The 19323-nt window shown below is 65.0% G+C and carries 22 protein-coding genes; 15 read left to right on the top strand and 7 right to left on the bottom strand.

Features of this window, described 5'->3' with window-relative positions; all coding sequences use genetic code 11:
* Position 1: 1 nt before the first annotated feature.
* A complete protein-coding gene (locus K1177_RS12455) occupies positions 2 to 394 on the bottom strand; it encodes a COG4315 family predicted lipoprotein (protein WP_224703601.1) in 393 nt (130 codons plus the stop codon).
* A gap of 249 nt (positions 395 to 643) precedes the next feature.
* Here K1177_RS12455 and K1177_RS12450 point away from each other — a divergent pair, with 249 nt between their 5' ends.
* Positions 644 to 1744 (top strand): TRAP transporter substrate-binding protein, encoded by a 1101-nt coding sequence (locus tag K1177_RS12450; RefSeq protein WP_224703600.1) that lies wholly within the window; start codon positions 644 to 646, stop codon positions 1742 to 1744.
* 63 nt (positions 1745 to 1807) lie between these two features.
* Here the strand turns inward: K1177_RS12450 and K1177_RS12445 are convergent, their stop codons facing one another.
* Entirely contained in the window at positions 1808 to 3199 is a 1392-nt protein-coding gene (locus tag K1177_RS12445; protein ID WP_224703599.1) for a TRAP transporter large permease, read from the bottom strand.
* The gene (locus K1177_RS12440) at positions 3196 to 3762 is read right to left on the bottom strand and encodes a TRAP transporter small permease subunit (protein WP_224703598.1); all 567 of its coding nucleotides are present in this window, start codon (positions 3760 to 3762) and stop codon (positions 3196 to 3198) included. The genes K1177_RS12445 and K1177_RS12440 overlap by 4 nt, the downstream gene beginning before the upstream one ends.
* Positions 3763 to 3990: 228 nt before the next feature.
* Between K1177_RS12440 and K1177_RS12435 the strand changes: the two genes are divergently transcribed.
* The 4 genes from K1177_RS12435 to K1177_RS12420 all read left to right on the top strand — a co-directional run bounded on the left by K1177_RS12435 (position 3991) and on the right by K1177_RS12420 (position 7165).
* Positions 3991 to 4968 carry a carbohydrate kinase family protein gene (locus tag K1177_RS12435; RefSeq protein WP_224703597.1) on the top strand — a complete coding sequence of 326 codons (978 nt, stop codon included), beginning with the start codon at positions 3991 to 3993 and terminating at the stop codon, positions 4966 to 4968.
* Positions 4969 to 5071: 103 nt separating this feature from the next.
* A complete protein-coding gene (locus K1177_RS12430; RefSeq protein ID WP_224703596.1) occupies positions 5072 to 5788 on the top strand; it encodes a cytochrome c biogenesis CcdA family protein in 717 nt (238 codons plus the stop codon).
* Between the two features lie 17 nt (positions 5789 to 5805).
* Positions 5806 to 6222 carry a thioredoxin family protein gene (locus K1177_RS12425; protein ID WP_224703595.1) on the top strand — a complete coding sequence of 139 codons (417 nt, stop codon included), beginning with the start codon at positions 5806 to 5808 and terminating at the stop codon, positions 6220 to 6222.
* A gap of 67 nt (positions 6223 to 6289) precedes the next feature.
* Positions 6290 to 7165 carry a cytochrome c gene (locus K1177_RS12420; protein ID WP_224703594.1) on the top strand — a complete coding sequence of 292 codons (876 nt, stop codon included), beginning with the start codon at positions 6290 to 6292 and terminating at the stop codon, positions 7163 to 7165.
* Here K1177_RS12420 and K1177_RS12415 read toward each other — a convergent pair whose 3' ends face one another.
* Both K1177_RS12415 and K1177_RS12410 read right to left on the bottom strand, forming a co-directional pair.
* Positions 7166 to 7345 carry a hypothetical protein gene (locus K1177_RS12415; protein ID WP_224703593.1) on the bottom strand — a complete coding sequence of 60 codons (180 nt, stop codon included), beginning with the start codon at positions 7343 to 7345 and terminating at the stop codon, positions 7166 to 7168.
* The gene (locus K1177_RS12410; RefSeq protein ID WP_224703592.1) at positions 7342 to 8928 is read right to left on the bottom strand and encodes an L-aspartate oxidase; all 1587 of its coding nucleotides are present in this window, start codon (positions 8926 to 8928) and stop codon (positions 7342 to 7344) included. The genes K1177_RS12415 and K1177_RS12410 overlap by 4 nt, the downstream gene beginning before the upstream one ends.
* 74 nt (positions 8929 to 9002) lie before the next feature.
* Between K1177_RS12410 and K1177_RS12405 the strand changes: the two genes are divergently transcribed.
* Positions 9003 to 9455 carry a hypothetical protein gene (locus K1177_RS12405; RefSeq protein WP_224703591.1) on the top strand — a complete coding sequence of 151 codons (453 nt, stop codon included), beginning with the start codon at positions 9003 to 9005 and terminating at the stop codon, positions 9453 to 9455.
* On the opposite strand, the gene nadA is transcribed toward K1177_RS12405, so the two are convergent.
* Entirely contained in the window at positions 9452 to 10519 is a 1068-nt protein-coding gene (nadA, locus tag K1177_RS12400) for a quinolinate synthase NadA (RefSeq protein WP_224703590.1), read from the bottom strand. The genes K1177_RS12405 and nadA overlap by 4 nt on opposite strands.
* A 127-nt stretch (positions 10520 to 10646) precedes the next feature.
* Between nadA and eda the strand changes: the two genes are divergently transcribed.
* The 7 genes from eda to K1177_RS12365 all read left to right on the top strand — a co-directional run bounded on the left by eda (position 10647) and on the right by K1177_RS12365 (position 16114).
* Positions 10647 to 11282 (top strand): bifunctional 4-hydroxy-2-oxoglutarate aldolase/2-dehydro-3-deoxy-phosphogluconate aldolase, encoded by a 636-nt coding sequence (gene eda / locus K1177_RS12395; RefSeq protein WP_224703589.1) that lies wholly within the window; start codon positions 10647 to 10649, stop codon positions 11280 to 11282.
* A gap of 1 nt (position 11283) precedes the next feature.
* Positions 11284 to 11652, top strand: coding sequence for a winged helix-turn-helix domain-containing protein (locus K1177_RS12390; RefSeq protein WP_224703588.1), 369 nt, complete (start codon positions 11284 to 11286; stop codon positions 11650 to 11652).
* A gap of 67 nt (positions 11653 to 11719) precedes the next feature.
* Entirely contained in the window at positions 11720 to 12454 is a 735-nt protein-coding gene (gene modA, locus K1177_RS12385) for a molybdate ABC transporter substrate-binding protein (RefSeq protein ID WP_224703587.1), read from the top strand.
* Positions 12455 to 12477: 23 nt separating this feature from the next.
* Positions 12478 to 13158 (top strand): molybdate ABC transporter permease subunit, encoded by a 681-nt coding sequence (gene modB, locus K1177_RS12380; RefSeq protein ID WP_224703586.1) that lies wholly within the window; start codon positions 12478 to 12480, stop codon positions 13156 to 13158.
* A gap of 126 nt (positions 13159 to 13284) precedes the next feature.
* On the top strand, positions 13285 to 14259 hold the full coding sequence (locus K1177_RS12375) for an SPFH domain-containing protein (RefSeq protein WP_224703753.1): 975 nt from the start codon (positions 13285 to 13287) through the stop codon (positions 14257 to 14259).
* Positions 14260 to 14268: 9 nt separating this feature from the next.
* The gene (locus tag K1177_RS12370) at positions 14269 to 14721 is read left to right on the top strand and encodes an NfeD family protein (protein WP_224703585.1); all 453 of its coding nucleotides are present in this window, start codon (positions 14269 to 14271) and stop codon (positions 14719 to 14721) included.
* A 154-nt stretch (positions 14722 to 14875) separates the two neighbouring features.
* Positions 14876 to 16114 carry an outer membrane beta-barrel protein gene (locus tag K1177_RS12365; protein WP_224703584.1) on the top strand — a complete coding sequence of 413 codons (1239 nt, stop codon included), beginning with the start codon at positions 14876 to 14878 and terminating at the stop codon, positions 16112 to 16114.
* A 12-nt stretch (positions 16115 to 16126) separates the two neighbouring features.
* Here the strand turns inward: K1177_RS12365 and galU are convergent, their stop codons facing one another.
* Positions 16127 to 17017 (bottom strand): UTP--glucose-1-phosphate uridylyltransferase GalU, encoded by an 891-nt coding sequence (galU, locus tag K1177_RS12360; protein ID WP_224703583.1) that lies wholly within the window; start codon positions 17015 to 17017, stop codon positions 16127 to 16129.
* Positions 17018 to 17113: 96 nt separating this feature from the next.
* Here galU and galE point away from each other — a divergent pair, with 96 nt between their 5' ends.
* Positions 17114 to 18100, top strand: a complete 987-nt coding sequence (galE, locus tag K1177_RS12355) for a UDP-glucose 4-epimerase GalE (RefSeq protein ID WP_224703582.1) — start codon at positions 17114 to 17116, stop codon at positions 18098 to 18100.
* Positions 18101 to 18118: 18 nt separating this feature from the next.
* Positions 18119 to 19318, top strand: coding sequence for a lytic murein transglycosylase (locus K1177_RS12350; protein ID WP_224703581.1), 1200 nt, complete (start codon positions 18119 to 18121; stop codon positions 19316 to 19318).
* Positions 19319 to 19323 lie beyond the last annotated feature (5 nt).

The raw sequence follows: 19323 nt of genomic DNA, 5'->3' as shown, positions 1-19323 counted from the left end.
ATTATTCGACAGCAAGATGCCAGACGCCACCGACGCCGTCACCGGTGATGTCGCCGGCCTTCATGTCGTCCTTCCAGAAATAGAGCGGCATGGCCTTGTAGGCCCACATCTTGGTGCCGTCGGTGCGGTCCACCAGGGTGAAGTCACCTTCGGGCTTGGCATCTGCATCGGCCAGCAGCGGCGGCCAGTTGGTGGCGCACTTGTCATAGCAATTGGTGACGCCGGCGGTGTCCTTGTCGAAGATATAGAGCGTCATGTCATTGGCGCCGGTCAGCACCATCTTGCCGCCGATGTCGGCGGATTTGACAGCGCCGCCAACATAGTCGGCGGCAAAGGCCGGCATGGCAAACAGGGCGAGCGCTGCAGCGCCAGCGAGAATGGACCGAAGTTGCATGGGATGTTCCCTCCTAGGTTCGGGTCCGCGGTTGCGTCCCGTACAGGCAACAACACCGTTCGCGGCGGTTTAATCCCGGGGGCGCGAAAGATTTTTGACGGACGGGGCGCCACTGGCCGCAACATGATGCTGGACAGAGCCGCAGCGGGTTGGTCTTGTAGGCAAGACTGGGTCGGGCTGTTTTGGGAGAGGTGGCACCGATACCGGCTTTCGCGCCGCAGCGCGCGAACGACACAAAGGGAGAAGAGAATGAAAAGACGCGAGTTCTTCAAGTCCGCATCGGTTGCCACTATCGGCGCAGCCGCGGCGGCAACGCTGGCGACGCCGGCAATCGCGCAGGGCAACATCACCTGGCGCATGGTCACCACCTGGCCCAAGAACTTCCCGGGCCTGGGCGTTGGCGCGCAGAAGCTGGCCGATCGCATCACCAAGGCGTCCGGTGGCCGGCTGACCGTGCAGGTGTTCGCCGCCGGCGAAATGGTGCCGGGTCTGCAGGCGCTGGACGCGGTGATCGATGGTTCGGCCGAAATGAGCCATGGCGCTGCCTATTACTGGCAGAACAAGAGCCAGGGCCTGAGCTTTTTCACCGGTGTTCCCTATGGCATGACCAGCCGCGAGCTGGCGGCCTGGGTGCGCTATCTGGGCGGCCAGGAACAGTGGGACAAGATCTACGACCAGTTCGGTCTCAAGGGCTATCTGTCGGGTGACACCGGCACGCAGGCCGGCGGCTGGTTCAAGAACGAGCTGACCGGTGTGGCGGACCTGCAGGGCCTGCGCTTCCGTACGCCGGGCCTGGGTGGCCAGGTGTGGGGCAAGCTGGGCGCCTCGGTGACCAATATGGCGGCCGGCGAAATCTTTGCCGCGCTGCAGTCGGGCACGCTCGATGCGGCCGAGTTCGTCGGTCCCTACAATGACCTGGCGCTGGGCTTCTACCAGGTGGCCAAGAACTACTACTTCCCCAGCTTCGTCGAGCCGGGCCTGGCCACCGAACTGGTGGTCAACAAGGCCAAGCTGGCCGAGCTGCCCGAGGACCTGCAGGAGCTGGTCGCGGTCTGTGCCCAGGCGTCCTATGACGATGTGGCATCGGATATGTATGCCAATGACCCGCGTGCACTGCGCGCGCTGGTCGACGAGCATGGCGTGCAGGTGCGCCGCTTCCCCGAGGAAATCCTCGAAGCCGGCGCCAAGGCGGCCATGGAAGTGATCGCCGAGATCCGCGAAGGCGGCGATGCACTCACCAAGGAAACCGCCGAGAGCTTCATCTCGGCCTTCAACCTGCTGCGCGAGCGCACCGAGGGCACCGATGCCCCGTTCCTGGTCGCCCGCGAAAAGTACATCAAGTACACCTGATCGGCCTGGCCGACAGAGAAAAGCCCGGGCGCAGGCCCGGGCTTTTTGCTGGCCGCTCTCGGCCTATTTGTAGAGCACGCCCGGCAACCAGGTGACCAGCTGGGGGAAGATGAAGAGCAGGGCCAGGCCCACGATCTGAAGGGCCACAAAGGGCACCACGCCGCGGTAGATCATGCCGGTGCGCACGCCCGAGGGCGCAACCCCGCGCAGATAGAACAGGGCAAAGCCGAAGGGCGGGGTGAGGAAGCTGGTCTGCAGGTTCACCCCCACCATCACGCCCAGCCAGATCGGGTCGACACCCAGCGTCAGCAGCACCGGTGCGGTGATGGGGATGACGATGAAGATGATCTCGAAGGTGTCCAGGATAAAGCCCAGCAGGAACATGATGGCCATCACGATGATGGTGGCCCCCAAGGCGCCGCCCGGCATGTTGGAGAGGAAGGCGTGCACCAGATTGTCGCCGCCCATCATGCGGAACACCACCGAGAACACAGCGGCGCCGAACAGGATGATGAACACCATCGAGGTGATGGTGGCGGTCGAGACCACGGCCTGACGCAGGATCGACACGGTGAACTTGCGGTTGGCGATGGCCAGAACGATGGCGCCAACCGAGCCGACGGAGGCGGCTTCGGTCGGGGTGGCAATGCCGCCCAGGATGGAGCCGAGCACGGCCACGATCAGCAGCAGCGGGGGTACCAGCGCCACCATGACTTCGCGGCCCAGGTCCTTTTTCTCGGGGGCGGGCACCGGCGTGGCGGGGGCGGATTTGGGGTCGGTGATTGCCTTGAAGATCACCCAGACCAGATAGAGCCCCACCAGCAGGATGCCCGGCAGCAGCGCACCGGCAAAGAGGGCGCCGACCGAGACGGGTTCGGGCGCGAAATTGCCCTTTTCCATCTGCACCTGGGCATTGATGCCCGAGAGCATGTCGCCCATGAAGATCAGCACGGTCGAGGGCGGGATGATCTGGCCCAGCGTGCCCGAAGCGCAGATGACGCCGGTGGCCAGCTTGGGATCATAGCCGGCGCGCAGCATGGCGGGCAGGGAGATCAGGCCCATGGTGACCACCGTGGCGCCGACGACGCCGGTGGAGGCGGCCAGCATGGCGCCCACCAGGATGACCGAGATGCCCAGGCCGCCGCGCAGATTGCCAAAGAGCTTGCCCATGGTCAGCAGCAGGCGTTCGGCAATGCCGGAGCGCTCCAGCATCACGCCCATGAAGACGAAGAGCGGCACCGCCACCAGGGTTTCGCTGCTCATCAGCCCGATGTAGCGGCCAATGAGCGAGCCATAGTTGGAGGGGTCATAGACCCCCAGGAGCCAGCCGACGAGGCCGAAGATCAGGGCGGTGCCGGCGAGGGAGAAGGCGACGGGAAAGCCGATCAGCAAGACGCCGATCACGCCCACGAACATCAGGCAGGCGAGGATTTCGCCAATCAGGATCTGGCTCACAGGGCGGTCTCCACATGGCTGTCACGGGCATAGCGCAGGTGGGGGGGCAGGCGGTCTTCCTCACCCGCCAGCACCAGGATGGCGCGGGCCGCCATGGCAATGCCCTGCAGGCCCACCAGGGCCGCAAAGACCAGGATGAAGCTCTTGAGCACGAACAGTCCCGGCATGCCGCCGACATTGCTGGAGGCCTCGTAATAGCTCCAGGAGCGGGCGATGGCCGGCCAGCCATAGTGGAAGACCACATACATGAAGGGCAGCAGGAAGACGGCGACGCCGAAGAGATCAGCCATGGCCTTGCGGCGAACCGAGGCCGGCCGATAGAAAATATCGACGCGCACATGATCGTCGCGCATCAGGGCAAAGCCGGCGACGCCGGTGAACATGGCGCCGCTGACCCAGACATAGAGATCCTGCATCCACAAAGTGCTGGTGCTGAACACATAGCGCTGCACGACCACGGTGAAACAGACCAGGACGCACACCAGTGCGAGCCAGGAGAGCGCCTCACCAACCCATTTGTTCAGTGCGCTTATCGCGCGCACAAGCGTGGCCAGTGCCTGCACATTATCCTCCTGATGCCTATTGCCCTTCTGGCGGGTTAAATCCCGCGCTGGTGGCTTTGCACTAGGATTGCACAGCATCGCGGCATCAGGTCAACACAAAGGGTGATGCCAAGGGCATTCTGTATCCAGATTTGTCGTAGCCCGCGGTGGACGCACTGGTGACAGGCTGGGCAAAAGTGATATGTCGCTGGCAAATGCGCAGGGCGCGCCGGCTTGAGGAGGATTTGCATGTTCGTGGTGGGTGGCGAAAGCCTGATCGATCTCAAGGCCGAGGTTGTGCTGCCTGGCGGCGACGTGATCGGGCGCGATGGCGAAAACCAGATCGTCATGACGGCCCATCCGGGTGGTTCCCCCTATAATTGCGCGATTGCCCTGGCCAAGCTGGGCAATGACACCGGCTTTCTGTGCCCGATCTCGGCCGACGCCTTCGGCGACTATCTGCTGGGGCCGCTCAATGCAGCGGGCGTGACGCCGTTGCTGGCTGAGCGCGTCAAGGAATACACCACGCTTGCCGTGATCAATTTCGACGCCAATCACAATGCGCGCTACGGTTTCTACCGTGCCGCCGATGGCGCCATTGACGCCGACAAGGCCATTGCCGCGCTGCCCGAAAAGCTCGAGGTCTATCAGATCGGCGGCTTCTGCCCGATCAAGCCGGACGAGGCCGAGGCCTGGCTCAAGGTGGTCAACGCAGCGGTGGCCAAGGGCGCGACGATCTCGATCGACCCCAATGTGCGGCCGAGCCTGGTCGATGATTTTGCCGGCTACAAGGCGCGGCTGTCTCGCTTCCTCGATCTGGCGCATCTGGTCAAGGTGTCCGAGGAGGATCTCGAGGCACTCGACAGTGCCAAGAGCATCGACCAGCATGCTGCCGACTTGCTGGCGCGGCCCAATTGCCAGCTGGTGATCGTGACCCTGGGCGACAAGGGCTCGCGCGCCTTCACGGCGAAGGGCACGGCCAATGCGGCCATCTACAAGCCGCCGGTGTTTGGCGACACGGTTGGGGCCGGCGACAGCCTGATGGCCGGCACGCTCTCCTGGCTCAGTGAACGCGGCCTGTTGAATGCAGATGGCCTGGGGCAGCTCGATGATGGGCAACTGGCCGAGATGCTGCGCTATGGCGCGGTGGTTGCCGGCATCAACTGTGGCCGCAAGGGGTGCAAGCCGCCGACCCGCGCTGAAGTCGACGCCGTCCTGGGCGCCTGAAGGGGGCTGGTCACGACGAGGTGATGAACCCGCTGTAACCCCGGCGGGTCCAAACGCGAATGGCATGCGTATCTTCTGCAACAGCGGATGACGGGGCCATGCCGTGTTTGAACTGATTGTCGCCTATGCCGCAGGACTGCTGACGCTGCTCAACCCCTGCGTGCTGCCGCTGCTGCCGCTTGTTGCGGCCGGCTCGGTGGCGCGCCATCCCCTGGGGCCGCTGGCCATGGCATCGGGGCTGGCGGTGAGTTTCACGCTGGCGGGCATCTCCATATTCGCGCTGACGCGGGCCACGGGCCTGACGCAGGACCAGATCACGGTCGGCGCGGGCTGGCTGATGGTGGCCTTTGGCCTGGTGCAACTGGTGCCCCAGGCGCAGATGGGCTTCTCGCGCCTGGCCGGCGCCGCCGCCACCGGTGGCACGCAGCTGATGGGGCAGGTGGAGGGGCGTGGGCTGGGCGGCGAGTTTGTCGCCGGGGCGCTTCTGGGCCTGGCCTGGTCGCCTTGCATCGGCCCGACGCTGGGTGGCGCCATCGGCCTGGCCGCGCAGGGGGAAAACCTGCTGCTGGCCTTTGCCATCATGGTGATGTTCTCAGCCGGCGCAGCCACGGTCATGCTGGCGCTGTCCTATGGTGCCCGTTCGCTCATTGCCAGCCGTCGCGCCGCACTCTCGGCCATCACGCCGCATGCCAAGACGATCCTGGGCGTGGGCCTGGTCGTGGTGGGGCTGGCCATCATCTTTCATCTCGACCGCGTGGTGGAGGGCTGGGCGCTGACCACGCTGCCCAGCTGGTTCACCGAATTTTCCGTCAGCCTCTAGCAACCTTGGAGTTCAAGATGACCAATCTCGACCGCCGCACAGTCCTGGCCCTGATGGCAGGGCTTGCCGCCACCTCGGCGCTTGTTCCGCCGGCCGCTGCCCTCGAAATCGCCGACTATTCGCAGGAGAACCTCAGCAAGCTGCAGGCCTGGGGCAAGCCCTATCTGCTCGACTTCTACGCCAGCTGGTGTGTTACCTGCGCGGCGCAGCAGCGGGTGCTGGATGACCTGACCAAGGCGGAAGCCAAATATGCCGCCATTCCGATCGTGCGGGTGGATTGGGACACCTATGGCAATGGCGAACTCGCCAAGAGCCTGGCCATCCCGCGCCGCTCGACGCTGGTGCTGATGCGCGGCACGACGGAACTCGGACGCCTGGTGGCCGAAACGCGCGAGGACAAGATCGCCGCCCTGCTCGATCTGGCGGGGACGTGATCGCCGTCTGATTGCATCCGGTGCCATCGTCTGTTTGTATCGCCCGGACGGTTATGGGGGCGACGAGATGCGACGTTGGACATGGGCGGTGGCGATCGTGGCCGTGCTGGGGGTCGGGGTTGCGGCCTATATGCTCAAGCCGGTGACCGGCCCGGCGCGCGACCTGACGCTGGTGGGTGATGTCGAGCGCGGCAATTACCTGATCCGCGTCGGGGGTTGCGTGGCCTGCCACACCAACAATCAGGCCGGCACCGGGTTCCTGGCCGGGGGCAGAGGCCTCAGCACCCCGTTCGGCACATTCGTGCCGCCCAATATCACATCCGATCCCGACGCCGGGATCGGCAAGTGGACGCTGGCGCAGTTTGATGATGCCATGAGCAATGGCATGGGGCCGCAGGGCAATCTCTACCCCGCCTTCCCCTATGAGAACTATACGCTGATGAGCGACCAGGACATTGTCGATCTCTATGCCGCGTTGATGGCCACCGAACCGGTGAGCACGCCGGCAGCGGACAGCGACATTCCGTTCCCGTTCAATATCCGCCTAGCCATGTCGGGCTGGAAGAACCTGTTCTTCTCACCGGGGCGCTTCGAGCCGGATCCGGCGCAGTCCGAGGTCTATAATCGCGGCAAATATCTGGTGATGGGCCCGGCCCATTGCGTGGCCTGCCACTCCCCGCGCAATGCCCTGGGCGCGGTTGATCGCAGCGCGCTGCTGACCGGTTCACCGGGCGGCACGGGCGGCAAGGCGCCGTCCCTGACGCGCGATGCGCTTGTCGAGGCCGGCTATGACGTGGCCAGCCTGGCGCAGACGCTCGAAGATGGCTTCACGCCGGGGTTTGACGTGCTCGGCGGCGCCATGGGCGAGGTCATCAGCGATGGCACATCGCACTGGACGGCCGAGGATCGCGCCGCGGTGGCGACGTATCTCTTGGCAGAGTGATCACTCGGCCAGAAGGTCGGGGCCGATGTCCCGGGCGGCGTGCAGGATGCGGCGCCCTTCGGCCTTGGTGGCGTCGGCGCTGTCCCACCGCTCGGGTTCGCCGCTATCAAGGCCTTCCTGTAGCGCCTTCTTCAGCTCGGCCAGTTTCCAGGCGCGCTTGGCTTCGCGTTCTTCCGTCAAGCCCCGGCACGGATGGCCAGCGCCTCGTCGAGCCCCATGGTGGTGTGGTGCTCCCAGGTTTCGTCGGTCTGGGGGAAGTCGGTGCGGAAGTGGCCACCCCGGCTTTCGGTGCGCTTGAGTGCCGCCGCAGCCACAAGCGTGGCTGATGTGGTCATGTTGAGATAGGCGCTGGTCACATGCTCGGCCGTGGCTTCGAGCCGGGCGATTGCGCGCAGCGCCGCCCGCAGGCCGGTGGCGTCACGCTCAACGCCCACGAGATCGGTCATGACGCGGCGCAGCTCCTGCACGGCGGGCAGGTCGCGCAGCACCTGTTCGGCCTTGGCGCCTTCGGCCTCGTCCCATTCGATGCCCTTGAAGGGCAAGAGGCTGCGCACCGGCTCGAGCCCGCTGATATCCTCGGCAATGCGGGCGCCATAGACGGTGGCTTCGAGCAGCGAGTTGGAGGCCAGGCGATTGGCGCCATGCAGGCCCGTGCAACTGGCCTCGCCGCAGACCCAGAGGCCGGGGAGGGACGAGCGACCGCGCTCATCCACCTTGACGCCGCCCATGTGGAAATGCGCTGCCGGGGTCACCGGGATCATGCCGGCGACAGGGTCGATGCCGGCGTCGAGGCAGTATTGGGCGACAGTGGGGAAGCGGGTCAGGATATCGGCGCCCAGCACCTGGCGGGTATCGAGGAACACTTTTCGCCCCGACTGGATCTGTCGGAAGTTGGCGCGGGCGACAATGTCGCGCGGGGCCAGTTCGGCGTCGGGATGAATGGCGGGCATGAAGCGCTCGCCCAGATCATTAACCAGAATGGCACCTTCGCCGCGCAAGGCCTCGGTGGCCAGCGGGGCCGGATCTGCGCCGGTGGCGATGGCGGTGGGGTGGAACTGCACGAATTCGGCGTCGGCAATCAGAGCACCGGCGCGGGCGGCCATGCCCATGGCATGACCACGTACGCCGGGGGGATTGGTGGTGACAGCATAGAGCCCGCCCAGCCCGCCGGCGGCCAGAACAGTGGCGCGGGCACGGATGAACACCGGCTCGGAATAGCGGTCGCCCAGGCGCCGACCGAAGACGCCGACGATGCGGCCATTGTCCCGCGCCAGGCTCAGCGCGGTAATGCCTTCCACCACGCGGATGGACGGCGTGCGGCGCACTTCGGCGATGATGGCTTGCATGATGGCCCAGCCGGCCCGGTCGCCCTCGACCTTGACGATGCGATTGGCCGAATGGGCGGCTTCCTTGCCCAGCGCATAATTGCCGAAATCGTCGCGATCAAAGGGCGTGCCCCAGCGGGCAAGGTCCTCGATACGGGCGGCGGCTTCGGCGGTGACGCTTTCGGCAATGCCGTGGTCGACGATGCCGGCGCCAGCCATTTCGGTGTCCAGCGCATGGGCGTGGCTGCTGTCGCCCTTGCCCACGGCTGCCGCGACGCCGCCCTGGGCCCAGGCCGAAGAGGCGCCCATGCCCAGCGGCTTGGGCGAGAGCACCGTCACCGGGCGTGGCGCCAGCTTGAGGGCGGTGAACAGGCCCGCCAGGCCCGCCCCGACGATCAGCGCACCGTCGGCATTCAGGCTATTGTCGAAAATGCTCATGGTCGGGTCCTGGTAGTTCTCAATCTAGGTAATTGCCCGTAAGGTTGTCTCCGGAGCAAGCCCGGAGCCTGACAATGGCGACGTCCCGTGATGACCGGGGGTGGAGCGAAGAGGGGCAGCGCGGCTTTGAGGCCGGCGCGCCGCTGGAGGCCTATGAGGCCATCTATCGCCTGGTGCTGATGAGCTACCGCTATCGCTGCGCCATCACCGGGGAACAGTTCCTGCCCGATGTCGGGCTCATCCATCCCCATCTCGAAGTGGTCGCCATCAGGCCACGTGCCCTGGGCGGGCCGCTCGAGATCAGCAATTTCCTGGCGTTGGAAGAGCATGCGGCCAAGGCTTTCCGTGCGGGGATCATCGAAATCGAGGATGACTATAGCGTGGTTGTCGCCCGGCCGCAGGCTTTGGATCGGGCCGTGGCGGTACGGCTGCATCCGGGCGGGCGCCTCTTGGTGCCCGACGAGGCGCTGTTCCAGCCCAGCCCGGCCCATCTGGCGTTTGCACGGCGCGCCAACCGGGGCGGCTAGTCGCGCTTGCGGCTCATTTCGATCATGCGTTCCACGGCGAGGCGGGCAGGGGCGATGATCTCGGCGGGGACGGTGACTTCCTCGGTCATAGTGTGGAGTGACCACAGCACGTTTTCGAGATTGATGCGCTTCATATGCGGGCAGATGTTGCAGCCGCGCAGGAAGTCGACCCCGGTCGTCTCGCTGGCCACATTGTCCGACATCGAGCACTCGGTGACCATGACGACGCGGGCGGGGCGGGTGGACTTCACCCAGTCGATCATGGCGGCGGTCGAGCCGGCAAAATCAACGGCGTCGATCACCTCGGGCGGGCATTCGGGATGGGCGATGATCTTGGCCGTGGGGTAGGCGTGGCGCAGCTCGGAAATATCCTCGGCGGTAAAGGTCTCGTGCACCTCGCAGGCGCCGGCCCAGGTGATCACCTTCTTCTTGGTCTTCTTGGCGGTGTTCTTGGCCAGATACTGATCGGGGATCATGATGACGCTGTCGCCATCGACGCGGTTGACGATGTCGAGCGCATTAGAGGAAGTGCAGCACACATCGGTCACGGCCTTCACCGCCGCCGAGGTGTTCACATAGGTCACCACCGGCACGCCGGGATACATCTGGCGCATGGCCATCACGTCTTCGACGGTGATGGAGCTGGCCAGCGAGCAGCCGGCGCGGCTGTCGGGGATCAGCACGGTCTTTTCGGGGTTGAGCAGCTTGGAGGTCTCGGCCATGAAATGCACGCCGCATTGCACGATCACCGATTGGGTCACCTTGGTGGCCTCGATGGCCAGCTGCAGGCTGTCGCCGACGATGTCAGCGACGCCGTGATAGATCTGCGGCGTCTGGTAATTATGCGCCAGGATCACCGCATCCTTCTCCTTCTTGAGCCGGTTGATCTGGAAGATCAGCGGCGCATAGAAGGGCCATTCAATCTCGGGAATCTTGTCGCGCACACGGTCAAACACCTTGGCGGTGCTGCGTTCAATGGCCTTGGAATAGGTCAGGTCGAAGTGCCCGGCCAGTATGGTGCGCGCTTCATCGAGGGGCGTGATCGCGTTGATTGTCTGCACCATGGCTTTGGTCCTCCCCAAGTCGATGCGGAACCTAGGGATTTTTGCGGCGCAATTCAATGAACGGGGTTGCAGTAAATTTGCCAAGCTCCTAACCCTTGCCCAAGACGCATCCTTGAGAGGCCCATCCATGCCACAAGATACCGCCGCCATCCGCTCCATCCTGTCGCTGGCTCCCGTGGTGCCGGTCATCATTCTCGACGATGTCAGCCAGGCGCGACCGCTGGCCGAGGCGCTGGTTGCCGGTGGCCTGCCGATCCTGGAAGTCACGCTGCGCACGCCCAATGCGCTCAAGGTGATGGAAGAAATGGCCAAGGTCTCGGGCGCCATTGTCGGCTCGGGCACAGTGCGCACGCCGCTGCACATGCAGCAGTCGGTTGATGCCGGTTGCCGCTTCATGGTGTCGCCGGGCATCTCTCCGCGCATTCTCGATGCGGCCGATGACATCGGCATCCCGCTGCTGCCCGGCATTGCCACGCCCAGCGAGGCGATGACGGCGGCCGAGCGCGGCTATGGATTCCTCAAATTCTTCCCGGCCGAAGCCAATGGCGGCGCGCCGGTGCTCAAGGCCTTTGCCTCCCCGCTCCCCGACATCACTTTCTGCCCCACCGGCGGCATCGATCCGGCCAAGGCCAAGGTCTATCTCGGCCTGTCCAATGTGATCTGCGTGGGCGGCAGCTGGATCATGCCGGCCGATGCGCTGGCGTCGGGGGACTGGGGCCGCATCGAGGCGCTCGCCCGCGAGGCCAGCGCGCTGCGCGGTTGACGTGGCCGGGGTTCCCCCCGATGGCCTCACCCATCTCAGGATCAGCCTGAGCGAGACGGCCTATGTCGGGCCGGGGCGGGCGGACCTGCTGGCGCTGATCGCCCAGACCGGCTCGATTGCTGCGGCCGGCAAGGCCATGGGCATGAGCTACAAGCGGGCCTGGGGGCTGGTGCAGGCCCTCAATGCCGGCTTCGGGCGGCCACTGGTGGAATCGACGCGCGGCGGCGCCAGCCAGGGCGGCGCCCATCTCACACCGGCGGGGGAAACCGTGCTGGCGCATTATCGCGCGCTGGAGACCAAGACGCGCGAGGCTATCGCTGGCGATGTCGCGGCACTGCGGGCCTATTTCGATATGTCCGAACAGAAATAACGCTTGCCGGGCGCATTCGGCTTTGCCACAAACGATATGTCCCGATGACCATATCGAATTGCCCTTCATGACGCGCATCCTTGCCCTGGCCGTCCTGCTCGCCGCCTCACTGACCGGCGCTGCCCGCGCCGATAGCGTTAGCGTTGCTGTTGCCGCCAATTTCACCAAGGTGGCCGAAGACCTGGCGCCGCTGTTCACCGCCGAGACCGGCCACGAGGTTCGCTACAGCTTCGGCGCGACCGGTCAGCTCTATACCCAGATCAGCCAGGGGGCGCCGTTCGAGGTGTTCCTCGCCGCCGATGACGAGCGTCCCAGCAAGGCCGTGAGCGATGGACTTGCTGTCGATGGCACGGTGTTCACCTATGCCGTGGGCTCTCTGGCCCTCTACAGCACCTCGCTTGATCTCAGCGACGGCAAGGCCGTGCTGGAGGATGGGCAGTATGACAAGCTGGCCATCGCCGACCCGGCAACAGCACCTTATGGCCGCGTCGCCATGGAGGCGCTCGATGCCCTGGGCCTCACGACTGCCGTCACGCCCAGGCTGGTGACCGGCCAGAACATCAGCCAGACCCTGCAGTTCGTCGAGACGGGCAATGCCGAGCTGGGCTTTGTCGCCGCCAGCCAGGTGGTGGGCAAGTCGAGCGTCTGGATCGTACCGGCTGAGCTCCATGAGCCCATCCGGCAGGATGCCGTGCTGCTCAAGCTGGGGGAGGCCAATCCGGCAGCGAGGGCCTATCTCGCCTTCCTCAGAGGCGAGAGGGCGCTCGCTGTCATCACGGCGGCGGGCTACGCTGCCCCATGAGCGCGTGATGTGGAGCCTGCGGCGTGACTGTTGACGATATCTGGATCCCCATCCGCCTGACGCTCGCCCTGGCCGCGCTCAACACGCTGATTCTGCTGCTGGTGGGCACGCCCATCGCCTGGTGGCTGGCGCGCAGCCAGAGCCGGGTGCGGGAACTGGTGGGCGCGGTGGTGTCCATGCCGCTGGTGCTGCCACCGACCGTGCTGGGGTTCTATCTGCTGATTGCGCTGGGCCCCAATGGGCCGGGCGGCTGGATCGCCGGGCTCTGGGGCGGGCGCACGCTGGCCTTTTCCTTTGCCGGGCTGGTCATCGGCTCGATCTTTTATTCGCTGCCCTTCATGGTGCAGCCGCTGCGCAATGGCTTTGCCGCCATCGGCGACGATGCGCTCGAAGCCGCGGCGACGCTGGGCGCCAGCAGGTGGCAGCGCTTCTGGCGCGTCGCCCTGCCGCTGGCGCGGCCCGGCTATATTACCGGTGCGGTGATGACCTTTGCCCACACAGTGGGCGAATTTGGCGTGGTGCTGATGATCGGCGGCAATATTCCGGGCCAGACCAAGGTCATCGCCATCGCGCTCTATGACTATGTCGAGCGGCTGCAATGGGGCGAGGCCCATGCCATCGCCCTGGGCATGGTCATCTTCGCCTTTGTCGTGATTGCCATCACGCTCAGCATCGACCGGCGGCTCAATGTTCCCATGCCGTGACGCAGGTATCGGACCGTTGCCACAGCGACGACCTGTGCCAATGGGTATCATTGCGCGGGCGATCGCATGCTCATAGTGTCGTGCCCAATTGTGTGCGGGAGGATCTGAATGGGTTTCTTGAACGAGATGGGGCTCGATGGTCTCAGCATTACGCTGATTGGCCTGGGCATTCTGGCCCTTCTGGTGCTGTTCGCGGGCGCCAAGACGGTGCCGCAGGGGTACAATTTCACCATCGAACGCTTCGGCAAATATACCCGCACGCTCAAGCCGGGGCTGAACCTGATCGTTCCCTTCATCGATTCCATCGGCAAGCGCATCAATGTCATGGAACAGGTGCTCGACGTGCCGCACCAGGAGGTGATCACCCGCGACAATGCCTCGATCACGGCCAATGGCGTCACTTTCTACCAGATCCTGGATGCCGCTGCGGCGGCCTATGAAGTGTCCAATCTGGAAAACGCCATCCTCAACCTCACCATGACCAATATCCGCACGGTGATGGGCTCGATGGACCTCGATGAGCTGTTGTCCAACCGCGACGAGATCAACCATCGCCTGCTGGCGGTGGTGGATGCCGCAGTCTCGCCCTGGGGCGTCAAGATTACCCGCATCGAAATCAAGGACATCGATCCGCCCAAGGATCTGGTGGATTCCATGGGCCGGCAAATGAAGGCCGAGCGCGAAAAGCGCGCCGCCATCCTGGAGGCCGAAGGTCGCCGGCAGAGCGCAATCCTGCAGGCAGAAGGCGCCAAGCAGGCGCAGGTGCTGGAAGCCGAGGGCCGGCGCGAGGCCGCCTTCCGCGATGCCGAGGCGCGCGAACGCTCCGCCGAGGCCGAGGCCAAGGCCACGCAGATGGTCAGCGACGCGATTGCCTCGGGCAATGTGCAGGCCATCAACTATTTCGTCGCCAACAATTACATCAAGGCGCTGGAATCGATCGCCACCTCGCCCAACCAGAAGCTGCTGATGATGCCGCTTGATGCCTCCAGCATCATTGGCGCCATCGGTGGCATTGCCGAAATCGCCAAGGAGAGCTTTGGCGGCACGGCGCCGACGGCGGCGCGGCCCAGCCGGCCGCCCAGTTCCGGCCCGACGCAATAGGGGGTAGGCATGGCCCTGGTCGACTTCATCGCCGTCAATGGACACTGGTCCTGGATTGTTGCGGGGCTGGTGCTGCTGGCGCTGGAGTTGTTCCTGCCCGGCGGGATCCTGCTCTGGATGGGCATTGCCGGCATCGCCACGGGCCTGCTGACCATGCTGCAGCCGCTGGCGTGGCCGCTGCAATGGCTGATCTTTGGCGTGCTGTCGCTGGCCGGCATTGCCATCTGGCTGCGCATCGCCCGCAATCGACCGGCGCGCACGGATCGCCCGTTCCTCAATCAGCGTGCAGACAGCTTCATTGGCCAGGATGTGGTGCTGGAGCAGGCGATCGTGCAGGGCTATGGCCGCGTCGCCATGGGCGATACGGTCTGGCGTGTTGCGGGGCCTGACCTGCCGGTGGGACAGCGCGTGCGCATCGTGGGCAGCCAGGGCGCGGTGCTGCTGGTCGAGCCGCTGCCCTAGGGGGGCGGCAATCATTCATTAACCATAAGGTGGAAGGATCGCCCCGCCCGGGGCAGTCCGCCCATGGGCACGAATCGGCGCGCCGATAGTCTTGCGGCGGACGGAGCGAAAATTGGCCCTGCGAATGCGGCATTGTTTGAGGCAGGTGAGCGCATTGGGCGCCCTTTGCCTGGCTGCGCCGGCGCTGGCCGGGCCGCTGACCCCGCAGGGGGCAGTCGAGCCGCTGCAGGATGCGCGGCTGTCGCCTGGCATCTATCCGACCAATCCCGCGCTGGCCCAGGATGCGCCGTTGCGCGAACCCTATGATCCCTTCTTTGACATCGACTGGTCGGTGTCGCTGCGCGGAAGCTATACCAAGGCCACCGAGTCCGAACGCTTTGACGTGCTGGTGTCGCCCTCGGTGACGCTCAAGCATACCGGGGTACGGTCCGCCATCAGCATCGATGCCAGTGCCGAACTCGTCCGGCCCAAGGAGGGGCAGGTCGATGTCACCAGCCTCCGGCTGGGCCTCAATACCGGCTATGTGCTCGACAGCCAGACCAGGCTGACCGCCAATGGCAGCCTGTCGGTCACCCGCGCCCTGGCGGGCACACCGGGCGTGGCCAGCACCATTGCCGTGGCGCCCCAGACCATCACCGGCAGTGGCGAGCTGGGCGTCACGCGCACCTTCGGCATGTTCAATGTCGGGGTCACCGGGGCGCTGGGCCGCAGCGTCTATGGGCAGACCACGCTCACCAGCGGCGCCAATCAGGACAATAGCGAACAGAACTTCTGGTCGAGCGATGCCAAGCTGCGCATCGGCTATCAGGCGACGCCGATCTTTGAGGTGTTTGGCGCAGCCGGTGTCGGCCGCGACATGTTCGACCTTGCCTCGTCGAGCCTGGGTGTGCGGGCCGACGCCACCACAACCACGCTCGAGGGCGGTGTCACCGGGCGCTGGAACACAACCCTTGAGGCCACTGCCTCGACGGGCCTGGCCATGGTCCGCTACGACGCAGCGGGCCTGGGCGAGGTCAATACCCAGCTCTACAACGCCAGCGTGAGCTATACGCCCGACCCAACCCTGCGCCTGCGGCTGGGCCTGGCCACCACCGTGGCGCCGCCTGGCCCCAGCGCAGGCGGCACAACCCGCATTGGCTATGGGGTCACCGGCGACGTCAGCTATGCGCTCAATTCGCGCCTGGCCCTGCGGGCCTCGGCCGATTGGAACACGGCCACCTTTGCCGGCAGCACGCGGACAGAGAAGGGCTACGGCTGGGGCCTGGGCGCGGACTACACGCTCAATACCCACACAGCCGTTACGGCCGACTACGACTATGACCAGTCCGAAAGCAGCGTGGACGGCACCAAGGACGCCCACCGGGTCAAGGTGGGCGTCACGCTCAAGCGCTAGGCTTGCCCTCGGCTAGAGCTTGTCGGAGAGATCGAGGTTGCGCAGCTCCTTGAGGAAGCCGTCGCGGATATCCTCGCGGTCCAGGGCGAACAACACATTGGCCGTCAGGAAGCCGAGCTTGGAGCCGCAGTCGAACACCTTGCCTTCGTATTTGACGCCGGTGAAGCGTTGTTCCTGCATCAGCACCTGCATGGCGTCGGTGAGCTGGATTTCCCCGCCCGCGCCCTTGGTCTGGTCGGCCAAAAGGTTGAAGATCTCGGGCTGCAGGATGTAGCGGCCGGAGATGAACAGGTTGGACGGCGCCTCTTCACGCTTGGGCTTTTCGACCATGCCATTGATGGCAAAGCCCGTATCGGGGCCGGGGCCGCGGACCACCACGCCATAGGAGGAAACATCCTCCCAGGCGCATTCCTCGACACCAATGACGTTGCCGCCGTTTTCCTCGTCCTCGTAGGCGTCGATCATCTGGCGCAGCACGCCCGGCTGGGCGCGGAAGATCATGTCGGGCAGCAGCAGGGCGAAGGGATTGTTGCCCACGATCTCGCGGGCGCACCAGACGGCGTGGCCCAGGCCGAGCGGTTCCTGCTGACGGGTAAAGCTGGTGCGGCCGGCCGAGGGCAGGTCCTTGCGCAGGGCTTCGAGCGCCTTGGTCTTGCCGCGGGCTTCGAGCGTGGTTTCCAGCTCGAACTGACGATCGAAATGGTCCTCGATGACGCCCTTGTTGCGACCGGTGACGAACACGAAATGCTCGATGCCGGCTTCGCGTGCCTCGTCCACGGCATATTGGATCAGCGGTCGATCCACCACGGTGAGCATTTCCTTGGGAAGCGCTTTTGTGGCAGGGAGGAAGCGTGTCCCCAGGCCTGCAACCGGAAAGACGGCGGTTCTGACGCGCTTTGGCAAAGGGCTCACTCCATGGCGGTGCAACGGTAAAGCTATCTCAATCTCTTTACATTATCACCAGCCTGATTTTCGTTGCAATCTTAGGGGTTAGAGGAAATGGCTGTCTTGGTTACCGGTGGCGCCGGCTATATCGGCAGCCATATGGTTCTCAACCTCGCCGACGCCGGCGAGAAGGTCGTTGTGCTCGACAATCTGGTCACCGGCTTTGACTGGGCCATCGATGGTCGGGCCGAGTTCGAGCAGGGCAATGCCGGCGACGTCGACTTCGTTCTGGGGCTGATCAAGAAGCACGGCATCACCGAGATCATCCATTTCGCCGGCTCCATCGTGGTGCCGGAATCGGTGGTCGATCCGCTCAAATACTACGCCAACAACACCGCCACCTCGCGCAGCCTGATCGAGGCCGCCGTCAAGGGCGGGGTCAAGCATTTCATCTTCTCCTCGACCGCGGCTGTCTATGGCATGACGGGTCTGGCCCCGGTGGTGGAAACCACCCCGCTCAACCCCATTTCGCCCTATGGCCGATCCAAGCTGATGACCGAGCTGATGCTGGCCGATGTCGCGGTGGCACACCCTATCACCTATGGCGTGCTGCGCTATTTCAACGTCGCCGGTGCCGATCCGCAGGGCCGCAGTGGCCAGTCGTCACCAACGGCGACGCATCTGATCAAGGTCGCCTGCCAGGCTGCGCTGGGCCAGCGCGAGAAAATGGATATCTTCGGCACCGATTTCGAGACGCCCGATGGCACCGGCGTGCGCGACTATATCCATGTTACCGACCTGATCGCTGCCCATGCGCTGCTGCTCAAGCATCTGCGTGGCGGCGGCGAGAGCCAGACGCTGAACTGCGCCTATGGTCGTGGCTATTCGGTGCGCGAGGTGGTCGAGACCGTGCGCAAGGTCACCGGCGTCAATATCCGCGCCGATGAAGGCCCGCGCCGTGCTGGTGACCCGGCCTCGATCACGGCGACGGGCGAGAAGGTGCGTTCGGTGCTCGGCTGGGTGCCCCAGCACGCCGACCTTACCGAGATCGTCGAATCCGCCTATGCTTGGGAAAAGCACCTGATGGTGCGCAACCGCTAGTTTCCGGGGAGCGGCAGCATGCGTCTGGCCGCACTTGCCTTTGTGATGCTGTGCCTGCCGGCGGCGGCCCAGCCGATCGAGAGCTTTGACAGCTTTGTTGCCGGTTTTCGCGCCAAGGCGCTGGCGGCGGGCGTTGACGCATCGGTCTATGACGCGTCCATGCGCGGGATGGCCCCCGACCCCAAGGTGCCCAATCTGGTCAGCAGCCAGCCCGAGTTCACCACGCCGATGTGGGACTATATCGAGGGGCGGGTCACCTCGGGCCGCATATCGCGCGGCCAGGCGGCCATGGCGCGCAACGCGGGGCTGTTTGCCTCGGTGGGCGAGGCCTATGGCGTCGACCCGGCCATTCTGGGCGCCATCTGGGGCATGGAAACCGACTATGGCGCGGTGCTTGACAATGCCGGCCTGATCCGCCCCATCGTGCGCTCGCTGGCGACAGTGGTGCATCAGCGGCGCAGCCGGCTGGCCGAAGACGAAGCCGATCTCATCGCGGCACTCAAGCTGCTGCAACGCGGGCCGCTCGATGCCAGCCATCTGGTCGGCTCCTGGGCCGGCGCGATCGGGCACCTCCAGGTCAATCCGTCCAATGTGCTGGCCTATGGTACGGATGGCGACGGCGATGGCGCGGTGGACCTGCACCATTCGCTGACCGATGCCCTGGCCACCAGCGCCCGCTATCTGCGCGGGCTGGGCTATCAGCCGGGGCTGGACTGGGGCATGGAGGTCGCCGTGCCCGAGGGCTTTGACTATCTGCTGGCTACGCGCACCGAAATGCGCCCGGTGTCATTCTTTGCTGAGCGCGGGGTGCAGCGGGTGGCGGGCCGGGTTTTTGCCGATCCCAATCTGCCGGTATTTCTCTATGTGCCAGCGGGCAAGAATGGCCCGAAATTCCTGATGACGCAGAACTATCTGGTGCTCAAGGGCTACAATTTTTCCGACAGCTATGCGCTGAGCGTGGCGCATCTGGCCGACCGGCTCAAGGGCAGCAAGGGCTTTGTCGCCGATTGGCCGCGCAGCACCAAATTACCCAATCTCAACCAGCGCAAAGCCATCCAGCAGGCGCTGATCGGGCTGGGGCTCTATCAGGGCGCGGTGGATGGGCGGCTGGGTCCGGTCACGCAGGAGGCCTATGCGCGCTTCCAGGCCAGCCGCGGCGAGGTGGCCGACGGCTTCATAACTGCGGCGGCCTACACCGCCCTTGCCGGCGGGCAATAACAAGC

The sequence above is a fragment of the Devosia aquimaris genome (assembly GCF_020169335.1).
GTDB classification, from domain to species: Bacteria; Pseudomonadota; Alphaproteobacteria; order Rhizobiales; family Devosiaceae; genus Devosia; species Devosia aquimaris.
The sequence above is the reverse complement of the archived record's forward strand: the minus strand, read 5'-3'. Positions and strand labels throughout refer to the sequence as shown.